Source organism: Alkalimonas delamerensis (assembly GCF_030717955.1).
Classification (GTDB): domain Bacteria; phylum Pseudomonadota; class Gammaproteobacteria; order Enterobacterales; family Alteromonadaceae; genus Alkalimonas; species Alkalimonas delamerensis.
Genome location: NZ_JAUZVY010000001.1, coordinates 860,847 through 874,590 on the forward strand (window position 1 = coordinate 860,847; position 13,744 = coordinate 874,590).

10 protein-coding genes are annotated in these 13,744 nt (G+C 52.5%); 5 read left to right on the forward strand and 5 right to left on the reverse strand.

What is annotated here, in order from left to right:
• Position 1: 1 nt before the first annotated feature.
• Complete coding sequence (locus Q3O59_RS03915) at positions 2–955, reverse strand: AAA family ATPase (RefSeq protein ID WP_305944321.1); 954 nt, start codon at positions 953–955, stop codon at positions 2–4.
• A gap of 457 nt (positions 956–1,412) precedes the next feature.
• On the opposite strand from Q3O59_RS03915, the gene fadI reads away from it, so the two are divergent.
• The 3 genes from fadI to Q3O59_RS03930 all read left to right on the forward strand — a co-directional run bounded on the left by fadI (position 1,413) and on the right by Q3O59_RS03930 (position 5,400).
• Positions 1,413–2,723 carry an acetyl-CoA C-acyltransferase FadI gene (gene fadI / locus Q3O59_RS03920; RefSeq protein WP_305944322.1) on the forward strand — a complete coding sequence of 437 codons (1,311 nt, stop codon included), beginning with the start codon at positions 1,413–1,415 and terminating at the stop codon, positions 2,721–2,723.
• Positions 2,723–4,861, forward strand: a complete 2,139-nt coding sequence (gene fadJ / locus Q3O59_RS03925) for a fatty acid oxidation complex subunit alpha FadJ (protein ID WP_305944323.1) — start codon at positions 2,723–2,725, stop codon at positions 4,859–4,861. The genes fadI and fadJ overlap by 1 nt, the downstream gene beginning before the upstream one ends.
• A 176-nt stretch (positions 4,862–5,037) precedes the next feature.
• Positions 5,038–5,400 (forward strand): gamma-glutamylcyclotransferase family protein, encoded by a 363-nt coding sequence (locus Q3O59_RS03930; protein WP_305944324.1) that lies wholly within the window; start codon positions 5,038–5,040, stop codon positions 5,398–5,400.
• 262 nt (positions 5,401–5,662) lie between these two features.
• Here Q3O59_RS03930 and hdfR read toward each other — a convergent pair whose 3' ends face one another.
• Positions 5,663–6,508, reverse strand: coding sequence for an HTH-type transcriptional regulator HdfR (gene hdfR, locus Q3O59_RS03935; RefSeq protein WP_305944325.1), 846 nt, complete (start codon positions 6,506–6,508; stop codon positions 5,663–5,665).
• Between the two features lie 174 nt (positions 6,509–6,682).
• Between hdfR and Q3O59_RS03940 the strand changes: the two genes are divergently transcribed.
• Entirely contained in the window at positions 6,683–7,030 is a 348-nt protein-coding gene (locus Q3O59_RS03940; RefSeq protein WP_305944326.1) for a MaoP family protein, read from the forward strand.
• A gap of 43 nt (positions 7,031–7,073) precedes the next feature.
• On the opposite strand, the gene Q3O59_RS03945 is transcribed toward Q3O59_RS03940, so the two are convergent.
• Together Q3O59_RS03945 and Q3O59_RS03950 are read right to left on the reverse strand one after the other, a co-directional pair.
• On the reverse strand, positions 7,074–9,170 hold the full coding sequence (locus tag Q3O59_RS03945) for a putative bifunctional diguanylate cyclase/phosphodiesterase (protein WP_305944445.1): 2,097 nt from the start codon (positions 9,168–9,170) through the stop codon (positions 7,074–7,076).
• 240 nt (positions 9,171–9,410) lie between these two features.
• On the reverse strand, positions 9,411–12,170 hold the full coding sequence (locus tag Q3O59_RS03950; RefSeq protein WP_305944327.1) for an insulinase family protein: 2,760 nt from the start codon (positions 12,168–12,170) through the stop codon (positions 9,411–9,413).
• A gap of 172 nt (positions 12,171–12,342) precedes the next feature.
• On the opposite strand from Q3O59_RS03950, the gene sixA reads away from it, so the two are divergent.
• A complete protein-coding gene (gene sixA / locus Q3O59_RS03955; RefSeq protein WP_305944328.1) occupies positions 12,343–12,831 on the forward strand; it encodes a phosphohistidine phosphatase SixA in 489 nt (162 codons plus the stop codon).
• 318 nt (positions 12,832–13,149) lie between these two features.
• Here the strand turns inward: sixA and smrB are convergent, their stop codons facing one another.
• Positions 13,150–13,701, reverse strand: coding sequence for an endonuclease SmrB (gene smrB, locus Q3O59_RS03960; protein ID WP_305944329.1), 552 nt, complete (start codon positions 13,699–13,701; stop codon positions 13,150–13,152).
• Between the last annotated feature and the right edge of the window lie 43 nt (positions 13,702–13,744).

A 13,744-nucleotide genomic window follows, 5' to 3' on the forward strand; every position in this document is an offset into this window, starting at 1 on the left:
ATCAGGGCACAGGCACCAATTCCAGCACCTTATCCAGCACGGCATCGGCTTTGATGCCCTCGGCTTCAGCGGCGTAGGTCAGAATAATGCGATGACGCAATACGTTGTGGTACACCGCCTGAATATCGTCGGGCGTGACAAAGTCCCGGCCATCCAACCAGGCTTTGGCCCGGGCACAGCGCTCCAACGCTATGGTCGCGCGCGGGCTGGCGCCGTAGGAGAGCCATTGGCTGAGTTGGTCGTCGTAGGCGGCTGGCTGACGGGTTGCCATCACCAGCGCCACAATGTAGTGCTCCAGCGCTGGCGCCATATGCAATTGCAGGATGGCTTTGCGGGCGGAGAAAATATCGGCCTGACTCATGCGGGGAGCCGCTTTGCTTTCTTGCTGCAAGGCTTCGTCTCGGGTCAATTGCAGAATGGCCAATTCGGTTTCGGCATCCGGGTAGTCGACGTTCAGATGCAGTAAAAAGCGATCCAGCTGGGCTTCCGGCAGCGGGTAAGTGCCTTCCTGTTCCAGCGGGTTCTGGGTCGCCATCACCAAAAACAGCTCAGGCAATGGGTAGGTGGTGCGGCCGACCGTGACCTGTTTTTCGGCCATGGCTTCAAGCAAGGCCGATTGCACTTTGGCCGGTGCCCGGTTGATTTCGTCGGCCAGAATAATGTGGTGAAACAAGGGGCCACTTTGAAACGCAAACTGGCCGGTCTCCGGCCGGTAAATGTCGGTGCCGGTTAAATCGGCCGGTAACAGGTCCGGGGTAAACTGGATGCGGTGAAAGTCGCCTTCAACGCCCTGGGCCAGTGCATTGACCGCTCTGGTTTTGGCCAGGCCAGGTGGCCCTTCCACCAGTAGGTGGCCATTGGCCAACAAGGCAATCAAAATGCCTTCGGTCAGAGCCGGTTGCCCCAGCACCTGGCCATCGAGGTAGCGTTTTAATTCGGTAAAAGCTTGTACCATAATAGAATTCAACCTTTGCAGGGAATAAAAGCAGCTATGCTATGACGTATGCCTTTATATAAGGTTCAATCTGTAAAAGGCAAGTGCTGTCCTTGCGACTGGCATTGTATACCTAAGTAACTTCAAGATGCAGGATTCAGCGGGAGATAAAAGCACTTTAGGCAAGGCGGCTGTTGGAAGCTTTGGTGGTTCCAAAGCAAGAACAGCGAACGCGGCATAAAGTGCTTTTAGCCCCGCCCTTCGGGAGCCGCTGGGCGCTTCCACTGCGGTGTTACTCTGGCTAGCAAGGTGGTCGACATTGCGTCGCCAGTGTGCCTTGCATTGAAAGCGCCCAGCGACTCTGAAACTCGCATCTTGAAGTTACTTAGGTATAAAACAAGTGTTTTAATTTTCGTCGACTCTGGTTACAATCGGGATTAATCAGGTCTGACCTGTTGCTGATACCATGAGGAATTCTATGACCAAGCGAATTGATTTAACAACCCGCCAGGGGGATCGCATTGCCATTGTGCGTGGCTTGCGTACTCCTTTTGCCAAACAGGCGACTGCTTTCCATGGTGTTTCGGCACTGGATATGGGCAAGATGGTGGTCAATGAGCTGTTGATCCGCTCTGAAATCGATCCGGTTTTGGTAGAGCAGGTCGTCTATGGCCAGGTGGTGCAAATGCCAGAAGCGCCAAACATTGCCCGTGAAATTGTGCTGGGCACCGGCATGAATGTGCATACCGACGCCTACAGTGTCACCCGGGCCTGTGCCACCAGTTTTCAGGCGGTAGCCAATGTGGCGGAGAGCATGCTGTCGGGCATGGTTGAGGTGGGCATTGCCGGTGGTGCTGACTCCAGCTCCGTCTTGCCAATAGGGGTCAGTAAAAAACTGGGGCGTGCTCTGGTTGACATGAACAAAGCCAAAACCCTGGGGCAGAAGCTTAGTATTTTAAAGCGACTGGGGTTGAAAGACCTGTTGCCGGTACCGCCTGCCGTTGCCGAGTACAGCACAGGTCTTTCGATGGGCCAGACGGCCGAGCAGATGGCCAAAACCCACGGCATCAGCCGGGAGGCTCAGGATGAAATGGCGCATCGCTCGCACAGCCTGGCGGCCAAAGCCTGGCAATCCGGTCTGATGGCCAATGAGGTCATGGTAGCGCATGTGCCACCGCATAAAACCTTTTTTGAGCAAGACAACAATGTGCGGATGGAGTCTGAGCTCTCGTCCTACGCCCGGTTACGGCCGGTGTTTGACCGCAACCATGGTACCGTCACTGCGGCCAACAGCACGCCTTTGACCGATGGTGCTTCCGCCGTGCTGATGATGACCGAAAGCCGTGCCAAAGCCCTTGGCTACGAGCCTCTCGGTTACATTCGCAGCTATGCCTTCACCGCCATCGATGTCTGGGAAGACATGCTGATGGGGCCGTCCTACGCCACACCAGTGGCGCTGCAACGGGCAGGCATGACGCTGAGCGATCTAACTCTGATTGAAATGCACGAAGCCTTTGCTGCTCAGGCACTGGCCAATATGAAGATGTTTGGCAGCACCAAATTCGCCCAGGAAAAGCTGGGGCTGGACAAAGCCATTGGTGAGATTGATATGGACAAGTTCAATGTTAATGGAGGCTCGCTCGCTTACGGCCATCCTTTCGCCGCCACCGGTACCCGTTTGCTGGTGCAAACCTTAAATGAACTGAAACGCCGGGGTGGTGGGGTAGGCCTGACCACCGCCTGTGCTGCCGGTGGCCTGGGTGCTGCCATGATTGTGGAGACCGACTAATGACCGAACAAAACAGCAGCAGTTTTGCATTGCACCACCGCGATGATGGCATCGCGGTGATCACCATGGATGTGCCTGGTGAGCGGATGAATGTGCTGAAGGCGACCTTTGCCGATGAAATTAAAACCTTGCTGGCCGAGTTAAAGCAAAGCAGCAGCGTCAAAGGCGTGGTCCTTATCAGCGGCAAGCCAGATTCTTTTGTGGCTGGTGCTGATATCAGCATGCTGGATGGTTGTCACAGCGCCGAAGAAGCCGAAGCCATTGCTAAGCTAGGGCAGGAGGTTTTTGCTGAAATTGAGCAGCTGTCCGTGCCAGTGGTCGCAGCCATTCATGGTCCTTGTCTGGGCGGCGGTCTGGAGCTGGCGATGGCGTGTCATCAGCGGGTGGTCAGCGATGACGGCAAAACCGTGTTGGGCTTGCCGGAAGTGCAGCTTGGGCTTTTACCCGGCAGTGGTGGCACCCAACGTTTGCCCCGTTTGGTTGGTTTGCAAAAAGCATTGGACATGATGCTGACTGGTAAGCAGCTGCGGGCGAAGCAAGCCTTAAAAGCCGGCTTGGCCGATGCGATGGTGCCCAACAGCATTTTGCTGGATGCTGCTGTCAAGCTGGCACTGTCCGGCAAAAAGCCGGCGCAGCAACCCAAGCTGAATCTGGTGGGGAAATTGCTGGAAAAAACCGCCCCGGGCCGTGGCATTGTGTTTGATCAGGCGCGCAAGCAAACCCTGGCCAAAACCCATGGCAATTACCCGGCGCCGCTTAAAATTTTGCAGGTGATTCGTACCGGTATTGATAAGGGCATGCAACAGGGGCTGGCCGCTGAAGCCAAAGCCTTTGGTGAGCTCTGCATGACGCCTGAATCCAAAGCATTGCGCTCACTGTTTTTTGCCACCACAGAGATGAAGAAAGAAAGTGGTGCCGGCGATGCCAAACCTCGCACACTTCGCAAAACAGCGGTGTTGGGCGGCGGTTTAATGGGTGGTGGCATTGCCAGTGTCACCGCAACCAAAGCTGGCTTGCCGGTTCGGATCAAAGACATTCAGCAGCAGGGCATTGCCCATGCCCTGGCCTACGGCTACCAGTTGCTGGATAAAAAAGTAAAACGCCGCTTTATGCGCAAAACCGAGCTGCAAAAGCAAATGGCACTGATGACGGGCACCACCGATTACAGTGGCTTTAGCGATGTTGATCTGGTGGTTGAAGCCGTGTTCGAAGATCTGGAGTTAAAGCAGAAAATGGTGGCCGACATTGAAAAGCATTGCAAAGCCGACACCATTTTTGCCAGCAACACCAGCTCTTTGCCGATTGGCCAGATCGCAGCCAAAGCCAAGCGGCCGGAAAATGTGATTGGTCTGCATTATTTCTCTCCGGTCGACAAAATGCCGCTGGTGGAAGTCATTGCTCATGCCGGTACCTCGGCCGAAACCATTGCGACCACGGTGGCTTTTGCCCGCAAGCAAGGCAAAACCCCGATTGTGGTCAAAGACGGTGCGGGTTTTTATGTCAACCGCATACTGGCGCTCTACATGAATGAGGCGGCTCAGTTGTTGTTGCAAGGCGAACCCGTTGAAAAACTGGACAAAGCTCTGGTTAAGTTTGGCTTCCCGGTTGGTCCTATTACCCTACTCGACGAAGTGGGTATTGATGTGGGGGCGAAGATAGGTCCTATCTTGCAAAGCGAGTTGGGTGAGCGTTTTGCTGCGCCGGCTGCCTTTGATAAGCTGTTGGCCGATGGCCGCAAAGGTAAAAAGGTCGGCAAAGGCTTTTATCTGTACAGCGGCAAAGGCAAAGGCAAGAAGCCAGTTGATGCCAGTGTGTACACCGTGCTTGGAATTACGCCAAGCCCGAAGCTGAACTCAAACGAGCTGGTGCAACGCACCACGGTGCAAATGCTGAACGAAGCGGCCCGTTGTCTGGAAGAAGGGGTCATTGCTTCGGCCCGTGATGGCGATATTGGTGCTATTTTTGGCATTGGCTTCCCGCCTTTTTTGGGCGGGCCTTTCCGCTACATGGATAGCCTGGGGGCGGCCAAACTGGTTGAGATGCTGCAAGGCTACGAAGCGCAGTTTGGCAGTCGTTTTGCGCCTTGCGAATTGCTGCAACAGATGGCGGCAGAGGGAAAAACCTTTTACCCGTCCTAAAGTGTGTTGAGTCTTTACTTTGGAGTTCGTGCCTGAACTGAGTGGAGGGCACGAACGCTCCGTTCAGACAGAGACTGTCTCTTTTATGCTTTGGTATGATTAAACCACCATTACTTAAAACCAGGCCCTTTGTTGCTGCATCAGCAATCGCTATGCTGCTTTTGCTATGGCAGCTAATGAGTTGGTGGCGATTTGAGTCGCCATTATCTCTGAGCTATCAACAAAGTCATTACCAGGTTTTTGTTTATGGAACCTTGAAACAACCACTGATTCGGCGGTTGGTAGTGGGGGCTCAGATTGAAGCTGTGCCCGCACAGCTTGAGGGGTATCAGAAAAGTGGTTTAACCATAGTCCCTCAAGTTGATGGCGTTGTTGCTGGCTACCTGATAACACTCACAGCAACACAAATGCAGCGCGTTGACCGCTACGAACGTCTGGGCGTGCGTTACTGCCGATTTGAGGTGGTGCTGGCAAGTGGGGATAATGCCTGGGTCTACCAAAGGCTTGGCTCTGGTTATTGTGAACAAGAGCTACGGTAAATTGTCGCGCTTTTAACAACACGACCGCGATTCCTTTGGTAAAATAACACCATTGAGACCGGTAGGAGCCTTACGTTGTTGTTGTTGCCAGTTGTTTTTATCTGTACTGCGATCTCCATTTACATTGCTGCTCTGCGGGCGGGTATGTCAGCCTGGCGTTGGGCGATGGCTGCGCTTGCGCTAGGTCCTTTGTTGCTTCCTCTTTTTACCAGCCATAAACGTTTGGTGTTGTTAAAAGCAAGAGGCCAAAGCAGCCGCCTGTTCAGGCCATAAGCTGCTGCAATTGGGTTAAAACCAGCTGTACCCCTTCATTTTCTTCAGCCTGCTTGAGGTAAGCGGCGGATAAACTTCGCCGCAACACTGGCATGGTATCGATTTGCCGTAATCTTCCTGACTCCAGGTGCCCCTGAATCATGCTTTTTGGCAAGTAAGCTGCTCCGCGTTGTTGCAGCACCGATGCCAATGCAATACCAGCGTGGTTGGTCCGCACTGTGACCCGGGTATCTTCATGCACAATACCTGCTTGTTTCATCTGAAAAGCGGTTCCCCAGTCCATCAGGATATAATTGGCTTGCAGGGCTTCTTTGGTAGCCGGGCTATCGGCGTGGATAACCGGAACTAACTGCAGCTCGGTTAGATGGGTAACCAACAAGTCATCGCTGTTGGGGGGATCGAACAAAATGGCCAGGTCTAGCTGCCGTTCGGAAAGCCCTCGAATAATGGACTCCCGCTCCAGACTCTCAGCACGCCAGCTGATGTTGGGCAGCTGTTGCTGCATACTCAGAAAGGCAAGCATCAGGTAGCTATCCCACAAGGTTGCGGTGGCAGCGATCACCAGTTGCTGGTGGTCGGCTGGCACGGCAACATCCTGGCGGGCTCGCTGCAAGGTCAGCATCATGCTTTCAGCATGCGGCAGCAAACGCTCTCCTGCCGTGGTGAGCTGAATATTGTTGCGGTGCCGGCTAAAAAGGGTCACGCCCAAGTGCTGCTCAAGCTGGCGGATGCGAAAACTAACAGCAGACTGAGTCAAAAAGAGGTTTTCAGCTGCTTTGCCAAAGTGTCGGGTGCGCTGCACTTCTAAAAAAGTTTTGAGTAACTCAGTATCCACCGTGTTCCCTTAGAAATTTTTATCTTCACGATAAAAAACTTTTGTTTTACGAGGGCGATTTTGTTCACCATACTCCGCACAGTTGCGCAGGGCAAGCGGATTGTGATCCCAATCGCGACTTGCTTTGTATACCCACTAACGCATTGTCATGATGAGCAAAAGAGGAAAAAAGTGATGCAGCAAAGTTTTGTCGCTACACGTCGCTTTTTCGATGATCGGAATTTCCCGAAAGGGTTTACCCGCTCCGGACGTTTTACCCTGGCTGAGGGCAATTTGCTGGAAAAGCACGGTATTGCGTTGCAAGAGCTGGAGCAGGGCAGTCGCACTCCTCAAACCGATGAAGAGCATCACTTTGTAATGGTTTGCAAAGGTGAAGCTGAGGCTGCCTCGGCAGTGGAGAAAACCTGGCTGAAATACAAACAGCGGGTGCAGGAAAAACGTAAGTTTCACACCGTGTTCGGTAAAAAGCGCATCGCCGATAGCAGTGATGATTTTAGCTACGTAGAGGCAGATAGCGACTGAGTTTGTTCTGCTGTTTAGCCTGGCTGTGCGAGCAGCCAGGCCATTAGTTTACGCTGCTGGCGGATGTCAGGGCTGTCACCTTTGAGCTGGTGTCCTGTGTTTTTTGTTGCCTTAAAAACTGGGTAAAATCGTCTGCAGACAGTGGCTTGCTGTAATAATACCCCTGAATGACTTCGCAGCGAAGCTGCTTCAGCATATCCAATTGTTGTTTCACCTCCACTCCTTCAGCGACCACCGTTAAGCTTAAATTGTGGGCGATGGTGACGATGGTATCGACCATATTCCTGCCCCGGGCTGTGCCCATATCATCTACAAACGCCTTATCAATTTTCAGAGTGTTGAGTGGAAACTGTTTTAAATACGCCAGCGAGGAATAGCCTGTTCCAAAGTCATCCATGGCCAGGTGAATGCCGCGCGCCCGCAGCTTCTTCATGGTATCAATCGCCATGGTGGGTGACTGCATGACAGTACCCTCGGTAATTTCAAGCTCCAGATGGTAAGAGGGCAGTTCGGTTTGTTGCAACACATCATCGATTTGCTCGCACAAAAAAGGCAGCATAAATTGCTTGGCGGAGAGGTTGACAGCCACCCGGCCATGAAATAATTCTTGATCTATCCAGGCCTTCACCTGCTGACAGGCTTTGCGCAACACCACGGCACCAATTTCAACAATTTGGCCGGTTTCCTCAGCCACCGGAATAAAGGTGGCCGGACTGATGATGCCGCGCTTGGGTGTGATAAAGCGCACCAGAGCTTCCATGCCGAGCAGTTTGCCGGAGTGGATGTCCATTTTAGGTTGGTAGTAGACAGTGAAGAAGTCTTCTTTTAAGCCATGACGGATCAGGTTTTCGATCTGCAGTCGTTTGACGGCCTGCTTGTTCATGCTGTCATTAAAAAACAGGTAGCGATTACCGCCTTCATTTTTCGCATGGTACATGGCGGTATCGGCGTTTCGCAGTAAGCTTTGTGGATCCTGGCCATCTTCCGGGTAGAGCACAATGCCAATGCTGCAGCTGATCACCAGCTCATGTTGATGAATAAAAAATGGCAGATTAATTTGCTTGATAAGCTCTTTAGCCAGACTGGTAATGGTATGAATATCGTTGGTATTTTCCAGTAAAATAGCAAACTCATCACCACCTAAACGGTACAATTGGCCTTTGCTGCGGGGAAACAGACTTAAACGTTCGGTCAGTTTAATTAATAAGCCATCACCCAACTGATGGCCCAATGAATCATTGATTTTTTTGAAGTTATCCAAATCAAACATCAGCAATGAGTGGCGTTTTTGCTGCTTCACTAACTGGCTGAGCTGACTGAGAAACAGGGCTCTGTTGGGCAAGCCGGTTAAGGTATCGCTGTTGGCCAGTCGGCTAAGCTCTTTTTCGCGATTCTTTCGCTCGGTAATGTCGGAGAATACCGCAACATACTGTTGGATCTCACCGCGCTCATCCCGGACAACATTAAAATTTAATTCCGCATAGTAGGTTTGACCATCGCTGCGTTGCTCCTCCACCTCGCCGGACCAGGTGCCTGTGGTTACCAGCTTTTGCCGGATATCGCGCAGAAAGCGGTTCGGGTAAAGAGAAAGCTCGAAGGGCAGATGCAAAACGTCGGCCCGGCTTTTGCTGGTGATGCGGCTAAAAGCTGGGTTTACTTCCAGGATGCGGAAGTTATTATCGCAAATCACCACCGCATCGGAGATATTTTCCAGGCACTGTGCAAAGAGCTGCAGCCGCTCTTCTGCCAGCTTAATGTGGTGAATATTTTTCAGGGTTCCTGTCATTCGGCTGGCTTGCTGCTGACTGTTGTAGCTGACCACTTTCCCCCGGTCCAGCACCCAGACCCATTCATTGGCACTGGATTGTATCCGGTAGGTGGCTTCAAAATAAGGCGTCTTGCCAGCAAGGTGTTCGCTTAAGGCATCACTGACACGATCCAGATCCTGAGGGTGGATTTGCTGGCGGTTGGGTGGGATGTCCTGAGTATTGGGAGCCAGTTCTACCGGTGTCTGCCAGGAGCTTGAGCGGTACAAGGTTCCTTCTTCAATGTTCCAGTCCCAAAGCTCATCGCCACTGCCCCATAGCGACAGTCGGAGTCGTTCCTCACTGTGTTCAAGTCGACGCTGGTAGCGGCGCATTTTCACAATACTAAGATGAGCAAGCAGCAGGGCGCCAAAGGACAGCAGCAGTACGATGCTTAGTAAATAAGGCTGAACCCCTTCCCAGTTCACTGCAAGGGCAGGGGCAGGTAGCAGCAGGATAAGCGGGCAGCTTGTTGTTATTGTTGTGCTAATGCCAGCGCGCATTCGTTCAGTTGGCTACGGTTGAGGTACCGTTAACTTATAGAAGTTGCGCCAAGCTGTCAAAAACAAATCGTATCAGTTTGTTTCCAGTTCTGAAATAAACTCAGCTGCCGACATAAAACGCAGATGACTGTGGCTAGGCTGGCTATCGGTGGCCAGAAATAGCGCATCGTAATCCGGTGACAACAACTGGTAGAAAAAGTGGATAAAGCTCTCCAGATTGAGCGTTTCCAAAGCGGTACGGATACGCTCTGTCAAATTAAAGGTTTCATCCTGCTGACCAATGGCCAGCCAGAGTCGCTTGGCTCTACTGCTTAAGCTGGTATCGTTTTCATTCAGTTGTTGCAATAGCCCCTGCTTTAACTCAGCAAACTCAAGTGGCGACAAGGCTTCCAAAGATGCCAGAAAGTCCCGGTAAAACGCTAGAGTTGCCTGATACAGTTGCTGGCAGTTGCTGTGCGGGGATTGAATGTAAAAGGCCAGACCTGGCAGGGTGTTCACTGGCACATAGCCTGTTCCTACCAGGTAGCCCAACTGCTGCTCTGTGCGAAGCTGATGAAAGTAACGGGGTGCCAGCAGGTGATTGGCGAGCATAAAAAGAGCCATTTGCTTGGGAGACTTGTCTTGAGCCGGTAAGTAAATCACCAGTGCATGATCGGGGTGCTCGACTGCAACGGTCAGCCAGACAGGGCCCTGGCCTTGAATGGAGCGTTCGGGGTCTCTCGTCACCGGACAGGTCTCAACGTTCGCCAGCCAGCCTAACAGTTGCTGTTGCAACTCGGTGGCGTCCTGTTGCTGCCAATTGCCGGTCATAAAAGCTTCGACATGGAGCTGCTGCAGCAATTGTTGGTTAAAATGCCCGAAGCTTTCTGTTGTCATGGTCGACAGCTGATGCAGCAGCTGATCAACGCCTGGGTTGTGTGGGTGCATCACGGCAGAGAGCTGGCTAAATAAACTGGCCACGGGCTTGTTTTTATGGCTGTCGCGCCAGTGGCGCATTAATTGCTGTTTCAGTTCGGTAAAGCGCTCTGGTTGAATTTGGAAATGACGGATGTGATTAAGCACATCCATCAGCAGCTGAATTTGGTTGTGGCTGAGTCCATAGCTGTGCAGACTGATCCCCTGTTTTTGTACATGGGCGCTGTAACCGAGCCCGGCGGTGGTTGCCGGGTAAAAAACTTGCTGGATCTCGTCATTGAGCAGTTCTACCCATAGGCGGGTGGCTGCCAGGTGCCAGCAGCTTGCCGTACTATGTGGCAGACTCAGTTGCAGATAAATATGGCCTTTTGGGGTATGGAAATCTGCATCGGCTTTAAACCAGAGGGTTAGGGCATCGCTCTGATGAATGCGTAGTGGCCGCGGTTGGGTTGCGTTCGGTGGCAATAGTCTGAGTTCAGACACCAGATAGGGGTTGGGCGTTGGGAGTTGCAAGTCTGAGGTGGGTCTGGCTTGACTCAATGCCTGTTGCAGCCCAACTGGCAATGGCTGCACCTGATACGGAGTGTCATACCAACGTGCTTGCTGACTGGTCTCCAGTCCGGGCGCAATCAGCATCCGTCGCATGTTGTCGGGGCGGAAGTAGCTCAGAACCTGACGGTAGAGTGATTCAGGGGGCGTCTCCATCCGGTAATCGCCAAAGACCACATCTTCGGTTGGGTAGTGATGCATATTAACGGCCAGCTCGGTGGCGGTTTGTTCCGGGGTGCTGGGTTCTTGATACAGGAAGGACCAGTGCAGCAACTGCTGACGCTCCTGATACAAGGTTCCTGGAAAGGAAGCAGTCTGCAGCATGGCCAGGTAATTAAAAATGACCGCGGTAATGTCATCAATGACGCTCATGCCCAGCAAGGTCAGCTCGCAAGAGATGCTAAAGTCTTTAAAGTTGCTGCCATCCACCCCACCTCCGGCGCTTAGCTGATTGATCCAGCCGTTACTTTTTAACGCTGTGTGCAAAGAGCCGGGGCCTTCATCGCCCAGTAAATGGGCAATGAAACTGATCAGTTTGTACGGGTACCAATGCTGAATGCAAGGTAATGCGAAGGTGACCACCAACTTGTGCATTTCTTTGTGTGGCTCAATCAGCAGATCCAACCCCAGCTGCTCGGGTAAATAAAGCGGTTGCTGCAACCAGTCCCGTTTGGGATCCCCGGCTGTTAATTCAGTGAAGTACTGCTCAACCCATTGCTGCTGTTGTTCGACGGCTGCAGGGCTGACCAGCACCAGGGTCATTTGGTTGGCAACATAAAAACGCTGATAAAATGTCAGCAAGGCTTCGCGCAAACTTTGCTCAGGGGTATCGGCCAGGGTTTGCAGGTTGCCAACAGAAAACTTGGCAAAGGGATGGGCTGGATTGACGGTTTCTTTATGCACCTGATAAATGCGACGGCCGTCGTCTTTTAACTTCAGGGTAAATTCGGCTTCTATCGCCTGGCGCTCTTTCTCGATGTACCCATCGGCAAACAAGGGGTGGCTGAACATATCGGCAAAGCGGTGCAACCCCTCGGCAAAGTGGTTATTGTCGCAATCGAAAAAGTAGGTGCTGTACTCGGTGCCGGTCCAAGCGTTGCTGCTGCCACCATGATGGCTGGCAAAGTTACCAAAGCTTCCGGCAACCGGGTAATGTTGGCTGCCAAGAAACAGCATGTGTTCGGTAAAGTGTGCCAGGCCCTGCCTGTCGTTCGGATCATCAAAGTGCCCAGCCCGAACACAGAGGGCAGCGGCACTTTTTTCTGCATCCGCTTGCTGGATCAACAGCACCGCCAGGCCATTCTCCAGAGTCAGGTAATGGTACTGCTTCGGATCGTTAGGGCTTTGCTTTATTTCAATTTTTTTCAATGGTCGGCCTGCTGGGTTGGGGATACAACTGGCTTATCGATGTTTTTTCATACCTTTAAGGAATAGCATAGCGTAAGTTTATGCCTTAATAACAGTTACAGCGGTACGAAACTTTCATTATCATAGCGCACAATTTTTCGCCTGATGTAAAAACAGCAGTAGGTAGCAGTAAATGGTCAATTTAGTAATCATGCGTCATGGTGAAGCTGAAGCCTTGCAAAGCACTGATGCCATGCGGCAACTCACTGCCAAAGGCCGGTCTGAGGTGACTCAAATGGCCAGCTGGCTGCAGCAGCACTACCCGGCTTTTGATCGGGTGCTGTGCAGCCCTTACACCCGGGCTCGCCAAACGGCAGAGTTGATGGTGATGAAGCAACCAGCCAGTTGTCAGCTCGGTCTGCTCAGCGATCTGGTTCCCGATGGCGACCCATTGCAGGTGCAACTCTATCTGGATGCGCTTTGGTCGACTGCTCCTGAGCAGCGTATTTTGTTGGTATCCCACATGCCACTGGTCAGTTTTTTGGTGCAAGGCTTTAGCCATGCCGGTCAATGTCCGGTCTTTAGCACTGCCGGCATGGCTTGTTTGCAGTATCAGCCTCGCAACAGTGGTGACTTGTTGGAGTCCATGTCGCCGTCTGAGTTGAATTTGCTGTCGGTTTAGTCTGATAGCGGATTGCTATCTCTATACCCAAGTGACCTCAAGATGCGAGTTTCAGAGCCTCTGGGCGCTTTCCATCCTCAGGTTCGCGAAACGGTATATCCATATACCCGCTTTCAATGCAAGGCACACTGGCGACGCAATGTCGACCACCTTGCTAGCCAGGGTAACACCGCAGTGGAAGCGCCCAGAGGCTCCCGCAGGGCGGGGCTAAAAGCGCTTTATGCGGCGTTAGCTGTTGTCGATTTGGAACCACCAAAGCTTCCAACAACTGCCTTGCCTAAAGCGCTTTTATCTCCCGCTGAAGCCTGCATTTTGAGGTCACTTGGGTATATCGGCCACAGCCCCTTTCGGCAGCCGCAGCAACACCAGCAAGGCGCCATCGCGTCCCCAGCTGCGCGGAGCACTGTGAAAGGCCCGTACATTGGGGTGTTGGATCAGCCAGTTGGGCACTTTACGGGCCAGGATGCCCAATCCTTTGCCATGCACAATGCAGGCGCAGTGCAGCTGTTGCTGCTGACACCAATGCAACAGGGCGGCCAATTCCAGCTTGGCTTGCTGTTGGGTCATGCCATGCAGATCCAGCGTGACCTGAGGTTGGATTTGGCCCCGTTTTAATGCTCTGGCCAGCAGCGGATCCTCACCATCGGCCACAAAGCTCTGCGCACCTTCATTGCAGACATAGCCTTCGTATTGGTCGGAAAAATAGAACAGCGCTTGCTGCTCGGTCTCTGGCCGGGCTTTTGCTTTAGTTTTTGCTGCAACCGGAGTAGAATGATGCCACTTTTTGTCCTGCACCATCGGCGATGCATCGGCGACGATGTCGCGAAACAACTGGCTGTCTTCCGGGCTTATTTCGGTTTTTTTCGGCATGGTGCAAGTGTAATCAAACGAGTCGGGCAACACAAATCAGTCG